The sequence below is a fragment of the Aeromonas sp. s10 genome (assembly GCF_040907975.1).
Lineage (GTDB): Bacteria > Pseudomonadota > Gammaproteobacteria > Enterobacterales > Aeromonadaceae > Aeromonas > Aeromonas caviae.
The window spans coordinates 28,927-49,838 of the sequence record NZ_JBFOCV010000026.1; the positions used below are offsets into that span (position 1 = coordinate 28,927).

General features: G+C 61.5%; 17 protein-coding genes. 6 read left to right on the forward strand and 11 right to left on the reverse strand.

Annotation, left to right across the window (positions count from 1 at the left end; all coding sequences use genetic code 11):
• The first annotated feature begins 5 nt into the window (after positions 1 to 5).
• The gene (gene yidZ / locus AB5Y59_RS06110; RefSeq protein WP_104455511.1) at positions 6 to 1,046 is read left to right on the forward strand and encodes an HTH-type transcriptional regulator YidZ; all 1,041 of its coding nucleotides are present in this window, start codon (positions 6 to 8) and stop codon (positions 1,044 to 1,046) included.
• On the opposite strand, the gene ruvX is transcribed toward yidZ, so the two are convergent.
• From ruvX to metK, 7 genes are all read right to left on the reverse strand, one after another.
• Entirely contained in the window at positions 1,043 to 1,465 is a 423-nt protein-coding gene (ruvX, locus tag AB5Y59_RS06115; RefSeq protein ID WP_323919108.1) for a Holliday junction resolvase RuvX, read from the reverse strand. The genes yidZ and ruvX overlap by 4 nt on opposite strands.
• Before the next feature lie 109 nt (positions 1,466 to 1,574).
• Positions 1,575 to 2,129 carry a YqgE/AlgH family protein gene (locus AB5Y59_RS06120; RefSeq protein ID WP_010673864.1) on the reverse strand — a complete coding sequence of 185 codons (555 nt, stop codon included), beginning with the start codon at positions 2,127 to 2,129 and terminating at the stop codon, positions 1,575 to 1,577.
• Positions 2,130 to 2,283: 154 nt separating this feature from the next.
• Positions 2,284 to 3,234, reverse strand: coding sequence for a glutathione synthase (gene gshB, locus AB5Y59_RS06125; protein ID WP_041215610.1), 951 nt, complete (start codon positions 3,232 to 3,234; stop codon positions 2,284 to 2,286).
• 123 nt (positions 3,235 to 3,357) lie between these two features.
• Positions 3,358 to 4,089 carry a 16S rRNA (uracil(1498)-N(3))-methyltransferase gene (gene rsmE / locus AB5Y59_RS06130; RefSeq protein ID WP_052816450.1) on the reverse strand — a complete coding sequence of 244 codons (732 nt, stop codon included), beginning with the start codon at positions 4,087 to 4,089 and terminating at the stop codon, positions 3,358 to 3,360.
• 129 nt (positions 4,090 to 4,218) lie between these two features.
• Positions 4,219 to 4,911 (reverse strand): endonuclease, encoded by a 693-nt coding sequence (locus AB5Y59_RS06135; protein ID WP_039040144.1) that lies wholly within the window; start codon positions 4,909 to 4,911, stop codon positions 4,219 to 4,221.
• Positions 4,912 to 4,984: 73 nt separating this feature from the next.
• Entirely contained in the window at positions 4,985 to 5,524 is a 540-nt protein-coding gene (locus AB5Y59_RS06140; protein WP_160839022.1) for a SprT family zinc-dependent metalloprotease, read from the reverse strand.
• 67 nt (positions 5,525 to 5,591) lie between these two features.
• A complete protein-coding gene (gene metK, locus AB5Y59_RS06145) occupies positions 5,592 to 6,743 on the reverse strand; it encodes a methionine adenosyltransferase (protein WP_010673869.1) in 1,152 nt (383 codons plus the stop codon).
• Positions 6,744 to 7,083: 340 nt separating this feature from the next.
• On the opposite strand from metK, the gene tkt reads away from it, so the two are divergent.
• A complete protein-coding gene (tkt, locus tag AB5Y59_RS06150) occupies positions 7,084 to 9,075 on the forward strand; it encodes a transketolase (RefSeq protein WP_039040146.1) in 1,992 nt (663 codons plus the stop codon).
• A gap of 234 nt (positions 9,076 to 9,309) precedes the next feature.
• Positions 9,310 to 10,062, forward strand: coding sequence for a DUF2321 domain-containing protein (locus AB5Y59_RS06155; RefSeq protein WP_323904775.1), 753 nt, complete (start codon positions 9,310 to 9,312; stop codon positions 10,060 to 10,062).
• 145 nt (positions 10,063 to 10,207) lie between these two features.
• On the opposite strand, the gene AB5Y59_RS06160 is transcribed toward AB5Y59_RS06155, so the two are convergent.
• The gene (locus AB5Y59_RS06160; RefSeq protein ID WP_368211657.1) at positions 10,208 to 11,473 is read right to left on the reverse strand and encodes a Rid family detoxifying hydrolase; all 1,266 of its coding nucleotides are present in this window, start codon (positions 11,471 to 11,473) and stop codon (positions 10,208 to 10,210) included.
• 1,069 nt (positions 11,474 to 12,542) lie between these two features.
• On the opposite strand from AB5Y59_RS06160, the gene AB5Y59_RS06165 reads away from it, so the two are divergent.
• Together AB5Y59_RS06165 and AB5Y59_RS06170 are read left to right on the forward strand one after the other, a co-directional pair.
• Positions 12,543 to 13,415 carry a hypothetical protein gene (locus AB5Y59_RS06165; RefSeq protein ID WP_323932189.1) on the forward strand — a complete coding sequence of 291 codons (873 nt, stop codon included), beginning with the start codon at positions 12,543 to 12,545 and terminating at the stop codon, positions 13,413 to 13,415.
• 375 nt (positions 13,416 to 13,790) lie between these two features.
• Positions 13,791 to 14,192: a hypothetical protein gene (locus tag AB5Y59_RS06170; protein WP_223302527.1), complete on the forward strand. Its 402-nt coding sequence runs from the start codon at positions 13,791 to 13,793 to the stop codon at positions 14,190 to 14,192.
• Positions 14,193 to 14,303: 111 nt separating this feature from the next.
• On the opposite strand, the gene AB5Y59_RS06175 is transcribed toward AB5Y59_RS06170, so the two are convergent.
• Positions 14,304 to 15,428: an anhydro-N-acetylmuramic acid kinase gene (locus AB5Y59_RS06175; RefSeq protein ID WP_368211659.1), complete on the reverse strand. Its 1,125-nt coding sequence runs from the start codon at positions 15,426 to 15,428 to the stop codon at positions 14,304 to 14,306.
• 154 nt (positions 15,429 to 15,582) lie between these two features.
• A complete protein-coding gene (locus AB5Y59_RS06180; protein ID WP_124244872.1) occupies positions 15,583 to 16,893 on the reverse strand; it encodes a peptidoglycan DD-metalloendopeptidase family protein in 1,311 nt (436 codons plus the stop codon).
• A 114-nt stretch (positions 16,894 to 17,007) separates the two neighbouring features.
• Here AB5Y59_RS06180 and tyrS point away from each other — a divergent pair, with 114 nt between their 5' ends.
• Positions 17,008 to 18,207, forward strand: a complete 1,200-nt coding sequence (gene tyrS / locus AB5Y59_RS06185) for a tyrosine--tRNA ligase (protein WP_368211661.1) — start codon at positions 17,008 to 17,010, stop codon at positions 18,205 to 18,207.
• Between the two features lie 75 nt (positions 18,208 to 18,282).
• Here the strand turns inward: tyrS and ygjK are convergent, their stop codons facing one another.
• Entirely contained in the window at positions 18,283 to 20,763 is a 2,481-nt protein-coding gene (ygjK, locus tag AB5Y59_RS06190; RefSeq protein ID WP_368211662.1) for an alpha-glucosidase, read from the reverse strand.
• Positions 20,764 to 20,912 lie beyond the last annotated feature (149 nt).

The following is a 20,912-nucleotide window of genomic DNA, read 5'->3' on the forward strand; positions in this document are numbered from 1 at the left end:
ACGCGATGCGCAATCTGGGTGAACTCGATTTGAACCTGCTGGTGGTCTTCAGGCACCTGATGCAGGAGCGCAGCGTGGCGGGGGCGGCCAAGAAGCTGTGTGTCACCCCGTCGGCGGTGAGCAAGGCGCTTGGCAAGCTGCGGGACTGGTTCGGGGATCCCCTCTTCGTGCGCGTGCGCCAGGGCTTGCAGCCGACCAATCTCTCCCTGACCCTGGCGGAGGAGCTCAAGACCTGGTTCCAGCTCACCGAGAGCATCAGCACCCTCAACAGCGAGGCGATCCCCGAGGGGGCCCGCTTCAGTCTGGTGATGGAGTCCCCCTTTGGCATCAGCTTCTTGAGTGAGCTGCCCACGACCATCTACCAGAAGTACCCCCACTCCGTGGTCAGAATGTTGGGCTGGGATCACCACTCCCTCAACGACATCGTCAACGGGGAGGCGGATCTCGGCTTCTGCGCCCGGGAGACCCACGGCCGCTCCCATGCCAGGGTCAACCGGCTGCCCTATTACATCGATCACGAGGTGCTGTTCTGCGATCGTCCCGTGGTGTTCCTGCGCAAGGATCACCCCTTGCTCGGGCAGACGTGGTCGCTGACCCGCTTTCTGGCCTGCCCCCAGGTGAGCGTGGTGTGGGAGGCCAGCGACAGCTGGGCACTGGACGATCTGCTGGAGGACGAAGGCCACAGGCGGCAGGTGCCCATCATGGTGGCGAGCTTCGAGCAGGCGCTGCATATCGCCGCCCAAAAGAGCCACGAGCTGATCGCCGTGGTGCCTTCATATTGCGCGGACTATGCCGCCAGACATCACCCCGACCTCATCCCCATGCCGTTGCCGCTGGAAGAGTCTCTCTATGCCCAGCTGGAGATCGCCTTCATCCTGCTGTGGCACAAGCGCCACAATCAGGATGCCAAGGTGATGTGGTTGCGGGGGGAGATCCGGCGGCTCTATGGCCTGGCCGCGGCGGGGATGACGCGTTTTGCCTGGGGCGGGCCCATGGAGAGCGGGGCGGCGAAAGAGAAGCAAGGGGGAGGAGGCTCCCCGGTTTAGTCGTACTGCTCTTCCATCCAGGCTTCGACGATGAGCTGGGCGGAGACGCCGTCCACGCTCCCCTTGTCCAGCGCCTTGTAGCCGCCACGTTCAAACAGGCGGGCGCGGGCATCCGTGGTGGTGAGCCGCTCGTCCTTGAACTCCACCGGCTTGCCGAAGCGGCCGTGCAGGCGATTGCCGAACTTGCGAGCTCGCACCGTGATCTCTTGGTCCGTGCCATCCATGTTGAGGGGCAGACCGACGATCAGCAGATCCGGTTGCCACTCCTTGAACAGCTTCTCTATCTCGTCCCAGTTGGGGATGCCGTCGTTGGCCTTGAGGGAGCGAAGGGGGCGGGCGCTGCCCGTGAGCTCCTGGCCGATGGCGACACCGATGCTCTTGGTGCCGTAGTCAAAGCCCATGATGCTGCGTGATGACATGGGGTCTCCTCGAAATGGATGGATAAATGAAGGGGGAAGCCCCCTCCCTGTCTCCCCCTGCTCGTGGGGGGAGAGCGTGCCGTCTCCCCCGGAGGGGAGGTCCGGGGTGTCAGCTATGGCCCACCTGGCTGGAGAGGTGCAGGGGGTTGACCCCAATGCTCGCGGCGGCTTGCTGCCAGCGCAGGTGGATGGGGGTATCGAAGACCAGCTTGGGATTGGGGGGGATCACCAGCCAGGCGCCATCCACCAGCTCCTGCTCGAGCTGGCCTGCACTCCAGCCGGCGTAACCGAGCGCCACCAGCCAGTGGTCCGGCGCCTCGTCGGTGCCCAGGGTCTCCAGGATGTCCTTGGAGGTGGTGACCATCATCTCGTCGCTCACCTGCAGGGTGGAGTTGAAGCCCGGGCGGAAGCTGTGCAACACGAAGCCGCGATCCCCGTGCACCGGCCCCCCCTGCAACACCGGCTGTTTCATCTCGGCGGTGGCGGGGGGATTGAGGTTGAGCTTGGTCAGCATGGCGTCCAGGGACATGTCGACCGGAATGTTGACCACCAGTCCCATGGCGCCTTCGCTGCTGTGTTCGCACAGATAGACCAGGGAGCGCTGGAAATAGGCGTCCGTGAGGCTCGGCATGGCGAGCAGAAAGTGATTTTGCAGTGTTTGCATGGAGCGTATGTATCTCTTAGCGTGCAAAGGTATTTGGGGTGATTATGGCAGTTGATGGCGGCGGGCAAAACCGCTTTTTGCCGGCAGTCAAAGGGGCCTTCACGGCCCCTTGTGTGTGTGTCCTCGCGGCGGCAACGGGTCGCTGGGCAAGGGGTCAGCGGCCCAGCCGGCGCTCGATGGCGTCCATCAGCATGCCGGTAATGGAGACGTCGAAGGCCGCCTCAATCTCGCGGATGCAGGTCGGGCTGGTGACGTTAATCTCGGTCAGGCGATCGCCGATGATGTCGAGGCCGACGAAGATGAGCCCCTTCTCTTTCAGGGTCGGGCCTACCGCGCGGGCGATGGCCCAGTCCGCGTCACTCAAGGGGCGGGCCTCACCACGGCCGCCGGCCGCCAGGTTGCCACGGGTCTCACCTTGGGCCGGAATGCGGGCCAGGCAGTAAGGTACCGGCTCACCGTCCACCACCAGCACCCGTTTGTCGCCATCCTTGATGGCGGGCAGATAGGTCTGCGCCATGCAGTACTGGCTGCCGTGAGAGGTTAATGTCTCGATGATGACGCCGACGTTGGCGTCATCCTCCTTCATGCGGAAGATGGAGGCGCCGCCCATGCCGTCGAGCGGCTTGAGGATGACGTCCTTGTGCTGGGCGTGGAAGGCACGCAGCTTGTCTGCTCTGCGAGTGACGAGCGTGGTCGGGGTGTGCTCGGCAAACCAAGCGGTGTAGAGCTTCTCGTTGGCGTCGCGCAGGCTCTGGGGCTTGTTGACGATGAGGCAACCCTCATCCTCGGCCCGTTCCAGCATGTAGGTGGCGTAGATGAACTCGGTGTCGAAGGGGGGATCCTTGCGCATCAGGATCACATCCAGGCTGGAGAGCGGCTGATCCACCACCTCGCCCAGCGTGTACCAGTCGGCATAGTCATATTTGACGGTGAGCGGACGCATGGTACCGAAGGCGCGACCGGCCTCCATGTAGAGATCCTTCATCTCCAGATAGAACAGCTCGTAGCCGCGCTTTTGCGCCTCTTCGAGCATGGCGAAGCTGGAGTCCTTCTTGATGTTGATGGCCGAGATGGGGTCCATCACGATGCCGAGTTTAATGGTCATCCGAGTTTCCTTCCTAATGGCTCGATTGGATGTGATGACCCCCTCCCTGCCTCCCCCTTCACAAGGGGGAGGGGCCTGTTGCTCCCTCCCCTGCGAAGGGGAGGGCCGGGGTGGGGTCGGCTGTCAGGCCAGATCGCCAAAGCGGCACTGAAGCGCAGTAATTGCCGTCAGGGCGGCGGTTTCGGTGCGCAGCACCCGCGGCCCCAGCAGCATCTCCTTGAAATCTTCCTGCACGGTACGGGCGATCTCGTCGCTGGACAAGCCCCCTTCCGGGCCGATCAGCAGGCGCACGCCGTGCTCGGGGATGGGCAGGGTGTTGATGCTGTAAGGGGCGCGCGGGTGCAGGTTGAGCTTGAGCTCCTGGGTCTCTTCCGCCAGCCAGGCGTCGAGCTCCATCGGCATGCGCACCTCGGGCACGGTATTGCGACCGCACTGCTCGCAGGCGCTGATCACCACTTTTTGCCACTGTTCGCGTTTTTTCTCCAGCCGATCGGCGGGCAGCTTGACGCCGCAGCGCTCGGAGAAGAGGGGCGTGATACAGGTGACGCCGAGCTCCACGGATTTCTGGATGGTGAAGTCCATCTTGTCGCCGCGGCTGATCACCTGACCCAGGTGGATGGCCAGCGGTGACTCCACCGAGCGGGTCTCGCAACTGTCGATGGTCACCTCAACGGACTTCTTGCCCACACTGGTGATGGTGGCGGGGTACTGGTGGCCGTCGCCGTTGAACAGCTCGAGCTGCTGGCCCGGCTGCATGCGCAGCACGCGGCCGATGTGATTGGCACCGTCTTCCGACAGGGCGAGGGTCTGGCCCACCTGCAGGCTGGCCGGTTCATAGATACGTGGAATGCGCATGGCAGATAGTCAGTCTCTTGCTTGGAAACCCTTCAATACCCTACTGCACGGCGGCGAGCAAGGCTCGCGAGACAGAGAGTGAAGGGATTCAGGAGGAGGGGGACGCTCCCCCTCCCTGGTCAAATGGGGTTATTGGCACTGCTTTTCAATGAAGGGATTGGTATTGCCCTGCAGCTTGCCGATACGGCGGTTGCGCTCGCACTCCCAGCGATCAGCCGGATACTGCCTGTCCCAGGCTTCGTAAAGCTTGCGCTGCTGGGCCGCCAGACGCAGTCCGTACTGCTGGCTCATGTAGAGGTAGGCGCGGGCGATCTGGCCACGCACCGGCCCCTTGGGTGGCTGCACCTGGCGCTCCTTGAAGTCCACCAGCATCTGGCACTTGCCGTACTGGTTCGGTTTGCCGTTCCAGTCGCTGAAGCGGAAGTTCGCCCGATCGCCGTTCACCTCGCCGATGGCGGGGAAGAGGTTGTGCATGTCTCCCTCCATCCTGTTGAACTCGTCGCTCTTGCCGCAATTCTTGCGACCCCCGTCCTGCCAGCACTGGAGCTGGTGGCCGAACTCCCAGGCGGGCACCACGTGCTCCCATTCGATGCGGGAGGCCCGCTCGGCCTGTTTGCGCGGCAGGTAGCCGCAGCTCTCCCAGTCGGGGGCCATCTTCTTGCCGCTGAACTTGATGTTGCAGCCGCAGTAGAAGGTGACGGGGTGGCTCTGGTAGAGCTTGTTCAGATCCTGCTTGGCGGCGCGAAAGGTCTGGATGTTGTCGGCATGGGCCGGGGCGCTGACCAGCAGGGCCAGGCAGAGGGAGAGCAGAGGGCGAAACATGAATATCCTTGGCAATGAGACAGTTGAATGAAGTAAGCGCGCACCCTATCACAGGAGCGCGACACGGGGTGACTCAATCCGCCGTCGTGTCGCGCTGCCACACCAGGGGCTGGCGACAGCGGCGGCAGTGATAGCGGGCCTCGCCGCGCATCACCTTGTTGTGGCGGCGCACCGAGAGGGGATGCTGCTGGCAGGCGCAGGCATACACGAAGGTGCGCTGGGCCAGCACCCCCAGATCGAAGCTGTGGGTGGTGCTGGGTTCGAGGCCGAACAGCTCCCGCATCACCGACTGCCACTGGCGGCCATGGGGCAGTACTCGGCTCTTGCCGCGCCCCTCTCCCCAGAGCGCATAGACCAGCAGGTGCGCCACCTCGTGGGGCACCACTTCCCTGAGAAACGCCTGCTGATTGGCCTGATAGAGCGCCGGGTTGAAGCGCAGCTCCCAGGTTTGCAGCCGCGCAGACCCTGCCGCCCGGCCCCGCATGTTGCAATGGACTTGCGGGCGGGGAAAGGTGCGGCCAAGGCGCGTTTCGGCCTGCACAAAGCAGGCCTCGACGCGTGCGAGCAGCGTCTCGATGAGGGCGGGGTCAGGCCGGGTGGCAGTGGCAGGCATGGGATCCTCGGGACGGACACAAAAGCAAAAGGGGAGCCAGGCTCCCCTTTTATCACAACCTCGAGCCTTACAGGCCAGCGGCAGCGCGCAGCAGCTCGGCCTTGTCGGTCTTCTCCCAGGGGAACTCGTCGCGGCCGAAGTGGCCGTAAGCGGCGGTTGCCTGGTAGATCGGGCGCTTCAGATCCAGCATCTCGATGAGGCCATAGGGGCGCAGCTCGAAGAACTCGCGCACCAGCTTGACCAGCAGGGCTTCGGCCACCTTGCCGGTACCGAAGGTTTCGACGCTGATGGAGGTGGGCTCGGCCACGCCGATGGCGTAGGAGACCTGCACTTCACAGCGATCCGCGAGACCTGCGGCCACGATGTTCTTGGCCACGTAGCGGGCGGCGTAGGCGGCAGAGCGGTCCACCTTGGACGGATCCTTGCCGGAGAAGGCGCCACCACCGTGACGGGCCATGCCGCCGTAGGTGTCGACGATGATCTTGCGACCGGTCAGACCGCAGTCACCCATGGGGCCGCCGATGACGAAACGACCGGTCGGGTTGATGAAGTACTTGGTGTCCTTGTTGATCCACTCGGCGGGCAGCACCGGCTTGATGATCTCTTCGCGCACCGCTTCCACCAGATCGCTGTGGCTGATGGAGTCGCAATGCTGGGTAGAGAGCACCACGGCATCGACACCCAGGATCTTGCCTGCGTCGTCGTAGGCGAAGGTCAGCTGGCTCTTGGCGTCCGGACGCAGCCACGGCAGGGTGCCGTTCTTGCGCACTTCTGCCTGACGCTTCACCAGCAGGTGAGAGTAGGTGATGGGCGCGGGCATCAGCACGTCGGTTTCGTTGGTGGCGTAGCCGAACATCAGGCCCTGGTCACCGGCACCTTGCTCCAGCGGGTCGGTACGGTCGACGCCCTGGTTGATGTCCGGAGACTGTTTGCCGATGGCGTTCAGCACGGCGCAGGAGTCGGCGTCGAAGCCCATGTCGGAGTGGGTGTAACCAATCTCGCGCACGGTGTCGCGCACGATCTGTTCGATGTCGACCCAGGCAGAGGTGGTCACTTCGCCGGCTACCATCACCATGCCGGTCTTGACCAGGGTTTCGCAGGCGACGCGCGCCTTGGTGTCCTGCTGCAGGATGGCGTCCAGCACCGCATCGGAGATCTGGTCGGCGATTTTATCGGGATGGCCTTCGGAGACCGACTCGGAAGTAAACAGCTTTGCCATGTTTGGTTCTCGATTCGTAAGGGTTATCGCCTTGGCCATAACCGGATAATGACAGGATGACTGTAGAGGTATCTACATCTGGACGTCTATTTTAAATAGGTCATCCGGTGATTGCCAGCACTATTTGGGGGTGGAGCCGCCCGGGGCGGGATGGGGAAGGGATCCACCTCAATAGAGGTAAGGCAGGGGGCGGATTGAATCGTTTTCCCCGCCCAGAAAAGCGATTGTGCTCCCAAAGCCACTTTATTCGCCCAGATAATATTTGCACGCCGCGCCCCCTGCTGGGACAATAACGCGCCTTAATCTTGGCCATCAAATGAAGCAATCGCAGGAGATACAGATGCCTTCTCGTAAAGAGCTTGCCAATGCCATTCGTGCATTGAGTATGGATGCCGTTCAAAAAGCCAACTCCGGTCACCCGGGCGCCCCCATGGGAATGGCGGATATCGCTGAAGTGCTGTGGCGCAGCCACCTCAAACACAACCCGAACAACCCCAAGTGGGCCGACCGCGACCGTTTCATTCTCTCCAACGGCCACGGCTCCATGCTGCTGTACTCCCTGCTGCACCTCTCCGGTTATGACCTCTCCATCGACGATCTGAAAAACTTCCGCCAACTGCACTCTCGCACCCCGGGTCACCCGGAGTACGGTTATGCGCCGGGCGTTGAAACCACCACCGGCCCGCTGGGTCAGGGCATCACCAACGCCGTGGGCATGGCGATCGCCGAGAAGGCCATGGCCGAGCAGTTCAACCAGCCGGGTCACGACATCGTCGACCACTACACCTACGCCTTCATGGGCGATGGCTGCCTGATGGAAGGTATCTCCCACGAAGCCTGCTCCCTGGCCGGCACCCTGGGTCTGGGCAAGCTGATCGCGTTCTGGGATGACAACGGCATCTCCATCGATGGTCACGTAGAAGGCTGGTTCACCGACGACACTCCCAAGCGCTTCGAAGCCTACGGCTGGCACGTCATCCCGGCCGTTGACGGTCACAACCCGGAAGCCATCAACGCCGCCATCGAAGCCGCCAAGGCCGAGACCGGCAAGCCGACCCTGATCTGCTGCCGCACCATCATCGGCTACGGTTCCCCGAACAAGTCCGGCTCCCACGACTGCCACGGCGCACCGCTGGGCAACGACGAGATCGCCGCCGCCCGTGCCTTCCTGAAGTGGGACCACGCGCCGTTCGTCATCCCGTCCGACATCGCCGCCGAGTGGAACGGTCAGGAGAAGGGTGCCAAGCTCGAATCCGACTGGGCTGCCAAGTTCGCCGCCTATGAAGCCGCTCACCCGGCCCTGGCTGCCGAATTCAAGCGCCGCACCACTGGCGAGCTGCCGGCCAACTGGGCTGCTGAATCCGCCAAGATCATCGAAACCCTGCAGGCCAACCCGGCCAAGATCGCGACCCGTAAAGCGTCCCAGAACTCCCTGGAAGCCTTCGGCAAGCTGCTGCCGGAATTCATGGGCGGCTCCGCGGATCTCGCGCCGTCCAACCTGACCATGTGGTCCGGCTCCAAGTCCCTGACTCCCGAGAGCGCCGCAGGCAACTACATCCACTACGGCGTGCGCGAGTTCGGCATGTCCGCCATCATGAACGGCATCGCCCTGCACGGTGGTTTCATCCCCTACGGCGCCACCTTCCTGATGTTCATGGAGTACGCCCGCAACGCCCTGCGCATGGCCGCCCTGATGAAGCAGCGCGCCATCTTCGTCTACACCCACGACTCCATCGGTCTGGGTGAAGATGGTCCGACTCACCAGCCGGTGGAGCAGATCGCCTCCCTGCGTCTGACCCCGAACATGAGCACCTGGCGCCCGTGTGACCAGGTAGAGTCCGCCATCGCCTGGAAACACGCCATCGAGCGTACCGACGGCCCGACCTCCCTGATCTTCTCCCGTCAGAACCTGGCCCAGATGGACCGCACCGCCCAGCAACTGGCCGATGCCGCCAAGGGTGGTTACGTGCTGAAGGATTGCGCCGGTACCCCGGAACTGATCCTGATCGCCACCGGTTCCGAAGTGGAACTGGCCGTTGCCGCCTATGAGCAGCTGACTGCCAAGGGCCGTGCCGTGCGCGTGGTCTCCATCCCGTCTACCGACGTGTTCGATGCCCAGTCCGCCGAGTACAAGGAGTCCGTCCTGCCGGCCGCCGTCACCAAGCGTGTGGCCATCGAAGCGGGCATCGCCGACTACTGGTACAAGTACGTCGGTTTCGGCGGCAAGATCATCGGCATGCGCACCTTCGGTGAGTCCGCCCCGGCCGAGCTGCTGTTCAAGGAATTCGGCTTTACCGTGGAAAACGTGGTTGCGACCGCTGAATCCCTGTAATCGCTGACCATTGAGCCTCTTTGGCTCAATAGCCGAAAAAATAAAACGCCCTCCATCGCAAGATGGGGGGCGTTTTTATTTCTTATGGGTTTGGCTCAGATTGATAGATTTTTAGTTGATTTACTGGGGTTTGTATTTAGATATTTTCATTAGAAGTGCCATCCGATATTCTACTAGATGATTAGTCTATAGGTATGAAACATACGACTGTTAGTATTATAAATGAGGTGGTAAATGGGTTATTACGATGTGCAGCAAGTCTGTTTGAAAGGGCATCAAATAACAGATCGTTATAATTACTCAACACAAAATAGAAAGAGGTTTTGCTCTGAGTGTGGCTCGGAAACGATTCATCAATGCCCTGCATGCCAATCACCGATCCCTGGTGACTACCATTCAGATGGACTTATGGTTATAGGTTTTTCGACTCCAATTCCATCTCATTGTGACAATTGTGGTGAGGCGTTTCCATGGACTAAGGATAAGACGTTATTGAACGAGCCCTTTTCTAGAGACTCTGAAGTTGACTCTTTGAAATTAGTAGAGCAGATATGTTCTAGGTTTCATTTGGTCTCAAAGCAGTTAAAATCTAGATACAACGACCGTGAAACTCTAGCTATTGAAGATGAGTACGATACACAAGATCTTCTTCATGCTCTTTTGCATTTATATTTTGATGACATAAGGTCTGAAGAGTGGACACCTAGCTACGCAGGCGGGTGTTCGAGAGTAGATTTTCTTTTAAAGCAAGAAAAAATAGTCATCGAAGTCAAGAAAACCCGCAAGACATTGAAGGCGAAAGATGTTGGAGAACAGCTCATCATTGACTCCAAGCGCTATAGAGCACATCCAGACTGTAAAAAGCTATTATGTTTTGTCTATGACCCAGAAGGTTGGGTTTCTAATCCAAGAGGATTGGAGAATGACTTAAATGAAAAAACAGATGATTTTGAAATTAAGGTTTTGATTGTTCCTAAAGGACATTAAAAATATGTTAATAGTTTATGGAGTAGATTAGCGAAGCGTAATCGGACGTTCGCGTTCTTTAAGAAGATGCCATAAAAATAATCCCCCCTCCTGTTAGATAAAAAGAGACCGGCATATAGCCGGTCTTTTTTTATTTCAACAAACTTTACACCTGCGGCGGGGTACTTTCCGCATTGGACATCACCGCATCCATCTGCACCAGGGCGCCGGCGGGCAGCTCGCTCACGCCAATCACGGTGCGGGCAGGCAGATAGCCCGGGAAATATTTGGCGTAGATGGCATCCACCTCCGCCAGATCCGCGATGTTGGCAAGCTGGATATTGACCTTGACGATATCGTCCATCACATGGCCGATGCTCTCGACGATGGTCTTGATATGGCCGAGGCACTGGGCGGTCTGCTCCTTGACGCAACCGGTCAGCACTTTGCCGGTGGTCATGTCGAGCGGCAAGTGGCCAGCGATATGGTTGTAGTGGGAGAAGGCGACGCTCTGGGTATGCAGCGGGCTGCGTGGCGCTTTGTCGGTATTGCGGGCACGGATCACCAGGTTGTGCCTGTCTTCCACCTGCTGGGGCGGGGTGCCGTCACCGTGGGAGATGACCGCATCCATCTGCACCCGGGCACCCAGCGGCAGGGCAGAGGCCGCGATCACGCTGCGGGCCGGCAGATAGGCGACGGCACGGGCGATGGCGGAGTCCGGGAAGAAGGTGGTGTAGACCTCGTTGACGGCGTCGAGATCCGCCAGATTGGTCAGATAGACAGTCACCTTGACGATGTCGTCGAAGGGCACGTCGATGCTCTCCAGCACGGTTTTGATATTGCGCAGGCACTGGGCCGCCTGTTCGCGAATGCCACCGTCAACCAGAGCGCCGGAGGCGGGGTCGAGGGGCAGCTGGGCACCGATATTGTTGTAATGGGAGAAGGCGACGCTCTGGCTGGAGAGCGGATCCTGCGGGGCGTGGTCGCTGTTTCGGGAGATCTTGAGCAGCGGGCAGGGAGCCTGGGGGAAGGTGCCTTCCCCGTTGGAGAGCAGGGCATCCATCTGCACCCTGGCGCCGAGCGGCAGACCGGCGACGGCGAGCACTGTGCGGGTCGGCAGCGAGTGGGGGAAGAATGCCCGATAGACGGCGTTGACGGCATCGAGGTCGGCGATGTCTGCGAGGAACAGGGTCACCTTCACCATGTCCTCCATGCCGTGGCCAATGCTCTGGACGATGGCCTGGATATTGGTGAGACATTGTCTGGCCTGCGCCTGGATATCCCCTGCGACCAGCGCGCCCGTGTTCGGATCGACGGGGAGCTGGGCGGCAATATTGTTGTAGTGAGAGAAAGCCACGCTCTGGGTATAGGGCCCCAGATCCTGAGGCGCATTGGGGGTATTTCTGGCGGATTTGATGATGGTACCACTCATGGCGATACTCCTTTTTCGTTTTTGATGTAGGGTCCGGGCCATATTGCTCTTCCCTGGCCGAATGCGGCACGCTGATGACTCGTGATATTGCGGCAACAGTTGCCCGTTCCCGCCGCAGGGCGACGGAGAAAAGGAGAACGATCATCACAGTGTCGAGCCCTGTTTCGATGCAGACAGCGCGTGCAACAGACAAGGGAGAGAAGTTGGCCTGGTGATTCAGACGGGAGAATTCTAGGGGGCGGTTATCCCGGGATGCAAACCGGGATCCTGTTTCTATGAAGTGGCTCAACAGAGTGAAATATATTCATTTTGCGATTCAATTCATGACGGGTATGGCAAATAAAGGTGATGATGATCCCGCTTTACCATGAAAGTGGAACCAGATAGCGCCATATTGTCGCGCATCAGGGTTACAGCCTGTGAATCCTCCGTTAATACTTTTGGCGACATTGCAGCTTATTCTCCCGGTTTTGCATAGCTATCTATTTATCGCTCTCTCGACGCCCTGTTCAGCGCCGCCAAAATATGCTGCGGTGAGCACACTGAAATAACATTCACCCTCTTTGCATGGCCACAGGTCATGACATAAATACGGGAGAAAGAGAGGGCGCTTTTTAGCCCCTGCAGGGGAGGCTGACATGGGCGGGTCACCGCGCCGCCTATGCCATATCTTTTCAGCGGCGCGAACGCAGCCCGCCAACAAGGCTCATACGCAAGGGGAGGGGGCCTTCCCCTTGCCTGGCCCGACTTGCCGCCCCCCGATGCATATCACTCCTGTCATGACCTTTCCTGTGAGGGGGCCCCGGAGTCCGCCCTGCTTTGCCGCCCTGACGTATCCCGCACTCCTTGCGATGCAGCCGGCTCATCTTCCCCGCACACCCTTATTTGTGCTCTTTATCATCAACTGCCGTTATTGCGACCTGGGTCGGGGTTTGGGTGGATTATTAACTGTATGATTAATAATGAAATCAGGGACCCTGCCGACGAGCAGCACGGATCGGCACTCATCTGCCCGGGAGTGGCACATGCGATCGCATCGCGATCCCCGTCATCTGACTTCGGAGGTTTTATGCTTGGATTCATTCTGGGTGACATGTACAGCCGCACCAGCGGGTTTCGGCCACCCCCCCGCCTAGGCAAGCACTTCCCCCTCGCCCCCGACTATCAACTGCGTGGTCGCACCGGCGCCGCCATCCTGACCATGGAGACCCTGCTCGATACCCCCTATCCCCAGAAGAAGTTCAGAGCCCTGATCTATGGCGCCTTTATCGAGCGCCAGCGTCGCCTCTTTGCCGAGCAGGTGGTCATCGGCCGGATGGAGGAGGGCCAGGACCTGGCGATCGCCATTGACCTCGCCTTTATCAGCACGGCGGTGCCCATCGGTCTGCTCGCCATCTCGGAGGAGATCGCGCTGCTGACCACCCCCCGTCCCACCCAGACCCATCCCCATCAGGCGGCCTTGAGCCAGGCGCTCGACTGCACCGCCATGCTGATGTTCTATGCCAAGGTCATTCGCCAGCGCAATGCAGTGCTTGAGCACATCGGCCACCAGTTCGGCTACAGACCGCAGGCCGGGTTGGTGGCCAGGGTGGGCCACGGCGGGGAAGATGACTATGCCGCCTTCATGGTCAATGTGATGACCTGCATCGCCCATTCTGGCTCCCTCAAAGAGGCGCTGGAGAATGGCGTCAGGATGGGCATGCACGAGCCCGCCTTCTTCTGTATCGTCGGCGCCCTGGCCTCGACCCTGTGGGGAGTCCCCAAACCCTGGGCCCATGAGATCTCTCGATTCATCCAGCGCCAGCATCCCCACTATCTCCAGATCCTGCTGCGGGGCGAAGCCAGGGTGGGCCGCAGACAGATCAACCTGGAGCCTCCCAAACCGCCGCTCTGTGCACCGGTCAAGCGCCAGGTAAACCGCTTCCTGAAGTGGGCCTTCTAGGGCCATGGGAGTGCTCTCGAGGTGCGGGCCCATGGTGCCATCCCATCGGCCCGCCCCTCCTGAGGGTCATCACGGGACTGTTATCTCACTGACCCCTGATCCCCCGGCTACCTTGCCCAAGAGGGGATGGCCAGAAAAGCCAACGGCTGCACGGGGGACAAGGGGTGGGTAGAAGGTGATCCACCTCGCCTTTTGATGTGAACGCCTTTTGATGTTTGGCGCCATACGATACCATGCGCAGCGTGTGTTCCTGTTGGGGGAGGCGCCGCCCATCGCTCCGTGGCTGGCCGCTGGTCCGTCATGATCACGGGATGCACAATCCGGGGCCGCCACGGCAACCCCTTATCGCCATAGCCAACAGGATGGAGTATCAGGATGGCCATTGCCATTGAACAGTCGGACAACACACTGAGGGTCAACAAGGATCGCTACGATCTGGGCCGCATCGTCGGCGTGCAGGTAAAAGCACTCGGCTGGATGGATCGGCTCAAGAAGAGCTTGTTGCTGGGAGTGGTCACCTCCAGTGTGCTCTTTTACTTCACCCCTTCCTACGAGCAGGCGGGCAACTGGCTCATCGTGCTCTTCCTGCCCCTGGTGGGTTTTCTGTCTGGCGCCCTGATGGGGCTGCTCTCCAGCACGAAATATGAGTTTTGCATCGAATTTTCCCACGCCGACGAGACGGGCGTGCAGTGGATCACCGCCGCCAGGAGTCGGCATGTCGCCGATTATGAGACCTTCAAGGCGCAGGCGGCCAGGTTGAAAGAGCGGCTCGGGTAGGGAGCACAGAGTGACGGGTCTGCGCCATCTGGCGCCAGGCACAACAACAAGCCCGATCAGGTGCACCTGTTCGGGCTTGTTCCATTAGAGGGAGGGCGCTCGGGGAGCGGTTCAGGCGGGATAGAGGGCGCCCAGCACCGCCGGGCGGCTCGCCCCGGTCACCGCAGGCAGGTTGCCCGGCTTTCGCTGGATAAAGCGCTGTGCCAGCCAGGCAAAGGCGGCCCCTTCCACCCAGTCCGGTGCAAGGCCGAGCTGGGCGGTGCTGGTCAGATGCCAGTCGGGCAGCAGGGCTGCCAGCTCCGCCAGCAGCGGGGCGTTGTGGGCGCCGCCGCCGCAGACAAACAGCTCGGGCCGGGTTGGCGCGTCACTGTGGGCGGGCAACTGGCAGGCGATGCTGTGGCAGGTGAGGGATTGCAGGGTACGCTGCACATCAGCGGGGGCGTATGCGCAGCCGTCCAGCTCGCCGTCGAGCCAGTCGAGGGTGAACATCTCACGCCCCGTGCTCTTGGGGGCGGGGGCGGCGAAGTAGGGGTGAGCCAGCAACTGCTCCAGCAGCGCAGGGATAAGCTTGCCGCTGGCGGCCCACTGGCCACCGGCATCATAGCTGCTACCGTGGGGCTGGTGGCGGCGATACCAGCCGTCGAGCAGGGTGTTGGCGGGGCCGGTATCGAAGCCATATACCCCTGAACCAGCCCCCCCGTCGGTCTGGCCGGGCAGCACCGAGATATTGGCAATGCCGCCGAGGTTCAGCACCACCCGCAGGGCGCCGGGGCGGGCAAAGAGCGCCTGATGGAAGGCGGGCACCAGGGGCGCCCCCTGACCGCCGAGGGCCATGTCCATGGTGCGAAAATCGGCCACCACGTCGATGCCGGTCAGCGCCGCCAGCAAGGCCGCGTTGCCGATCTGCAGGGTAAAGCCGAGCTGGGGGCGGTGGCGTATGGTCTGGCCGTGACTGCCGATGGCGCGAATCTCCTTGGGAGTCAGCGCCGCCTTCGCGAGCAGGGCCTGGGTGGCGGCGGCAAATTCGCGGGCCACCAGGTTGTCGGCGACCCCCATGCGGTCGATTTCGTTCTCCCCCGGGGTGCAAAGCTCATGCAGGGTGCGAGCCGTATCGGCAGGCCAGGGATGGCAGAGGGCCGCCTCGACCCGCAGTGCATCCCCCTCGATCTGCACCAGCACGGCGTCGATACCGTCCATGCTGGTACCGGACATCAAGCCTATATAGCGTTCCGTCATGACAACCCCCTTTCAATGATGCAGGGGAACGGTTCGATGCCATGCCCCGCTCTGGTACCGGACATCCAGCCTATATAGCGTTCCGTCATGACAACCCTCTTTCAATGATGCAGAGGAACGGTCTGATACCGTGTTCCACCTTGGTCGACAGCGGTCAGCTGTCGTCGCCGTTGCCCTTGTTTCTGGCCAGTTGCAGCTCGGGGCTGTCCAGCTTGGCCAGCTGGGGCATGGCCTGGGCCTTGAAGCTGGCCAGCGCCCGCCCGCTGAGAGACTCCGCCTGGGGCAGGTTGAGGGTGCGCGGGTTCTTGTGCACGCCGCCCACCACGAATTCATAGTGCAGGTGCGGGCCTGTGACCCGGCCGGTGCCGCCGAGCAGGCCGATGGTCTGGCCCTGCTTCACTCGCTGCCCCTTGTTGACGGTGCGCTTGGAGAGGTGCAGGTACTTGGTCACGTAGTTGCCCGCGTGCTTGATGAAGACGTAGTTGCCGTTGAACTGGTTGTAGCCGGCGGCCACCACGCTGCCGCCGCCCGCCGCCATGATGGGGGTGCCCACCGGCGCTACGTAGTCGATGCCGTTGTGGGGGCGCACCTTGCCGGTGACCGGGTGAAGGCGGCGCGGATTGAAGTTGGAGCTGATGTATTTGAAGTTGACCGGCGCGCGCAGGAAGCTCTTGCGCATCGCCTTGCCGTCCGGGGTGTAGTAGTTGCCATCCGTGTTCAGCACGGCACGGTAGATGGCCCCCTGGTTGATGAACTCGGCGGCCAGGATGTCGCCGGAGGCAACCCGCTCGTCATCCTGGTATTTGTCCTGGTAGACCACCCGGAAGCTGTCCCCCGGTTGCAGGTCCTGGGCAAAGTCGATGTCCCAGCCGAAGATGGCGGCGAGATCCATGATCTGGTCTTCCGTCATGCCCGCTTCGACGGCGGCGCCCCAGAAGCTGGAGCGGATCTCCCCCTGGGCCACCTGTTCGCGGGTGTCGAGCTCGATCTTCACCGGCCTGGCCACGAAGCCGTCATCCCGGCGGTTCACTTTGAGCGCCTGCTCCAGGCTGTGGGGGTAATAGAGGCTGTGCAGCTCGCCGCCCTTGGTGAGCTTGAAGGTGAGCTCCTGACCGGGTTTGAGCAGGCGCAGGGTATCCGTGCCCTCGAGCTGGTCGATGAGGTGCAGATCCGTGGTGCTGAGGCCCAGGCGCTGGAAGATGACCCCCATGTTGTCGCCGCTGCGCACCTTCACCTGTCTGGTGACATAGCGCGGTTTGGGCGGGGTGACGGGCTCGGCCCGTGCCAGCTGGGCCTCCTCGTCGACCTGCTGTTCGACGGCCAGTTCGTTGTCGTTGTCATCGACCCGGGTGGCGACTGCCTGTTCGCTCGGCCAGGCCGCCAGCATCATCACCATGATGCTCAGGATAAGCACCATCTTGCGGTGCCAGTGAGGGAGAGAGTTGAAGGCGTGCCAAAGGACCATGAGAAGCAGACAAAGTTGAACCCGGAAGAAGGTCGGAGTTTACCGCCTTTCCAATTGGCCCGCCATTCCAGTAATATGTCTGGCCCTGTGGAATCGTGATTGGAGAGTCAAAAAATGTCCCAGCTCGAGGTGGCGCTAGCCGAGATCAAGCGCGGAGCGGAAGAAATTCTGGTTGAAGAAGAACTGATCGCCAAGTTGAAGGAAGGGCGCCCCCTGCGCATCAAGCTGGGGATGGACCCGACCGCGCCGGACATCCACCTGGGTCATACCGTGATCCTCAACAAGCTGAAGACCTTCCAGGATCTGGGCCATGAAGTGATCCTGCTGATCGGTGACTTCACCGCCATGGTGGGTGACCCCTCCGGCAAGAACGCCACCCGTCCGCCGCTCTCCGAAGAGGCCATCAAGCACAACGCCCTCACCTATGCCGAGCAGGCGTTCAAGATCCTCGACCCGGCCAAGACCCGCATCGAGTACAACTCCACCTGGCTGAGTGAGCTGGGCGCGACCGGCATGATCAAGCTGGCGGCCAAGCAGACCGTGGCCCGCATGATGGAGCGCGACGACTTCAAGAAGCGCTACAGCAACGGCCAGTCCATCGCCATTCACGAATTCCTCTATCCGCTGCTGCAAGGCTATGACTCGGTCGCGCTGAAGGCGGACGTCGAGCTGGGCGGTACCGATCAGAAGTTCAACCTGCTGATGGGCCGCGAGCTGCAAAAAGATGCCGGCATGGCGACCCAGTGCGTGTTGATGATGCCGCTCTTGGTGGGCCTGGACGGCGTCAAGAAGATGTCCAAGTCCGCTGCCAACTACATCGGCGTACACGATGCCCCGGGGGAGATGTTCGGCAAGATCATGTCCATCACCGACGATCTGATGTGGAACTACTACGAACTGCTCTCCTTCCGTCCGCTCGCCGAGATTGAAGAGTTCAAGGCTGGTATCGCTGCCGGTACCCTCAACCCGCGCGATGTGAAGATCTGGCTGGCCAAAGAGATCATCGCCCGTTATCACGACGAGGCGGCGGCCGAAGCGGCCCACGAAGACTTCACCCAGCGCTTCTCCAAGAACGCCATTCCGGACGACATGCCGGAAGTCGAGCTGGCACTGGAAGGGGAAGGGCTGGCCATTGCCAACCTGCTCAAAGACGCCGGTCTGGTGGAGACTACCTCGGAAGCGCTGCGGATGATCAAGCAGGGCGCAGTCAAGGTGGACGGCGACAAGCTGGACGATGGCAAGGCGCTGATCGCTGCCGGCACCGCCGTCTATCAGGTCGGCAAGCGCAAGTTTGCCCGGGTGACCGTTAAGTAAGCGCGATCCGCTGATAGAAAGAAGGCCTCCATCATGGAGGCCTTTTTGTTGCGTGATTCCCAGGAGGCGCGGGCATCAGCCCTGCGTTTTCAGGAAGTTGCGATAGAGCATATAGAGGTGGGCCGAGCTCCAGCTGAAGTTGCTGGCCCCCTGCATGGCGCCGGTCTCCGGGTTGTAGTTCTCGCGGATGGGGCCGCTGCCCGCCAGCCCCTCGGCGTTGGCAAACAGCTTGTTGACCAGCAGCTGGGCGTCGTCGCGATAGCCGTAGTTCTCCAGCCCCTTCACCCCGAAGTAGAACTGATCCAGCCAGACCCGGCCGCGCCAGTAGATGTCGGGGTCGTAGGCCGGGTTGGTCAGCGCCGCCGTGCCGAGCGGCACCTTGGTGTTGAACTCCTGGGCATTGAGCATCACCTCGCGCACCCGCGCCGCCTTATCTTTGTCTGCCACCTCGGCCCAGAGCGGGCTCCATCCTTCCGGGCCGCGGCCGCGGGCGGTCAACAGCTTGCCGACGCAGCCGTTGGCGTCGGGCAGATCCCCCTGGGCTATCTGGCGGTCGTAATAGAAGCCGGAGGCCTCATCGAACAGGCAGCTGTTGATGTAATCGGCCAGCTGGGTTGCCCCTTCGCGGTAGCGGCTCGCCTCGTCCGGTTTGCCGAGGAGCTCGGCCATGTCGGCCAGGATGCGTTTCTCCTTGGCGAGGAAGGCGTTGAGCTCCACCGACTCCTGATCGATGGAGAAGCCGATGAGGCTGCCATCGTCCTGATGGTTTTCAAAGAAGAAGACGTTCCAGTCCTGGCGCGCCCTGGCCATGTCGCCGCCATAGGTCTTGTCGGCATAGCGCTTGAGCTGATCCGGCTCGATAAAGCCGAAGCGGGCGGCGTTGTCCATGCCGGATTCCCAGCCGGCCCCGTGTTGGGCGCCGATATCCATGTCGGCGTAGCCGCCAACGCTCAATACCTGCTGATAGAGCGCCATGCCGGCGCAGCCATACCAGCCATCTCCCTCATCGGTACAGCTCGACAGATCCAGCCCGGCCGGAGCCCCCGTCGGGTACTGCACCTTGAAGGTGATGTTGCCGAACTCGTCGTTGTGCTCGACGTGGCGGGTGGCGCCATATTCGATGATGCCGTTGCGGTTGTTGTCCCGCGCCCGATACCACCAGTCGTGATAGGCCTGGATCTTCGGATACATCTCGGCGATGAAGGCCTTGTCCTTGGTGGCGCAGTAGATCTCCCAGATGGCCCAGGCGGAGAGGGGCGGCTTGGTGTCCCGCTCGTTCCAGTTGCCGCCATCACCACCGCGATCGGCGAGCTTGTTGTAGAAGACGGCGTCGATCACCATGCCGGCATCCTGCGGACGGACCGGGTCATCGGCCTGGATCTGGTAGTCATACATGGCGCGCACGTTGTTCTTGGCTACCTCGGGGTTGAAGTGGGCCATGGCATAGGCGTGCTTCCAGCTGTCCCAGGCCCAGACCCCGTCGAACCAGCGGGCGGTGTTGGAGGGGGTCACCCCGTCGTGCAGGATGGCGCCGGCCGGTGAGCGCCAGTTGCCGTTGAGGGTCTCCATCGCCTTGACCGCGATGCGCCGCTCCGATTCCGGGATCCCCTGATTGGAGAGGCCGCGCGCCAGGTAATCCTCCCAGCGGCGGATGGCGTCGTCGAAATGGCTGGCGGGGTTGGCCAGCAGCGCCAGGCGGCTCTGCTCGAAACGACTCGCGTCAGCACTGCTGTGAACATAGCTCTGCAGGGTGTAGATATCCTGCTGGCCCTTGGCGGCCAGGGTGAGGCTGGCCTCGCTCACGTAGCCGAGCCCCTGCTCGTCGAGGGTGGTGCGACTGGGCAGGGTGCGATCGATGCGGTAGCTGGCGCTGCCGCTTTGCATGATGTTCCAGGTGCTGCGCAGTTTGCCGAACTGGAATGCCACGCCGCGCTCGGTCTGGCTGATGGTGCGGGTCCAGGCGGGGTACTGCTCGGCGACCGTCTTGTTGGCATCCCACTGGTTGAGCAGCTCCCCCTGCCAGTTGAGCTTGAGGGTGAGGGGGGCGTCAGTGTGGTTGATGAGGCGGGTGCGAACCAGCGCAGTGCGGGCATCGCCGTAGCGCAGCTCCAGCTCCAGGGTGAAGGGCTCGAATTCGAAGCGCTGCACCAGCGCCCCCGGGATGGCGTACAGCGCCTGCTTGCTGGCGCTGGTGAGCGGGAAGGCGCGGCCACTCTCGTCGCTCAGAGTCAGCTTGTCCAATTCGCTTGCGAAGAACAGGCTGTACTCCTCGGCGATGACCATGGGGCCGGTAAAGCCGCCCCATTCGCTGTCGCTGGCGGGCAGCAGGAAGCCGTGCCAGGCACCGAGATCGAGCAGCGGGTTGTATTTGAGGTTGGAGTAGCTGTCAAAGTCACGGAACTGGAGCGGGGTGCCGCTGCGGTCGATCACGTTCTGATACTGGTTCGCCAGGGTGGCGCTGGGGGCGGCCGGGCTGCTGGAGTCATTGCTGTTGCAGGCCGTGAGGCCGAACAGGGCGACGCTCAGGGTGATGGAAAGTAAATTTTTACGAAACATCTCTCGCTCCAATGGCAATTTTTGTAGGTTAAGGAAGGTGTTTTTTTAGTGTTTATTTTAGTGAAAGCGTTTTCGGGAGCCATTATAGGGCGATTCTGACGGGATTATTGGCGCTGTGTCACAGTGCTGGAGGGGCTGGTGTGAGCCGG